The following is a 402-nucleotide window of genomic DNA, read 5'->3' as shown; positions in this document are numbered from 1 at the left end:
GAGCGCTTGAGAGAAGCCACTCTATAAGCGAATTTAGTAAGAATTTAGAATTAAGCGTGCAAAATTCTAAATTCACTAACAACACGCTTAAAATCATTGAAGAGCTTAACAACGGCGTTAAAAGCGCGAGCGAAGAAATCAAAGAGAAGGCTACTAAATACGAAAAAGCCTTACAAGAATTACAAAAGATTGATGAAAGCAAACTGAATAAAGAACAGCAACAGGTTTTAAAGGTGTTTAAGGGAGAGTTAGACAAAGGCGAGATTAAAAAGATAGATTTAAACGACCTTTACATTTTAGAACAAGGATCAAGGCATGCGGGAGCTAGAAAAATACTAAGAAAACAGAACGGAGAAGAGAATACAGGAGGGCTAACGAACGACGAGCTAATCAACATTAGCG

Annotated in this window: 1 protein-coding gene; it reads left to right on the top strand. The window is 37.1% G+C overall.

From position 1 onward, the window contains the following. A partial coding sequence (locus ETB99_RS14755; RefSeq protein ID WP_216366213.1) for a hypothetical protein occupies window positions 1-402 on the top strand: 402 nt, incomplete at both ends.

Origin of the sequence: Anoxybacillus sp. CHMUD, from assembly GCF_013096965.1 — a bacterium.
Lineage (GTDB): Bacteria > Bacillota > Bacilli > Bacillales > Anoxybacillaceae > Anoxybacillus > Anoxybacillus kestanbolensis_A.
Note: the sequence above shows the minus strand (reverse complement) of the source record. Positions and strands in the feature narration are given on the sequence as shown.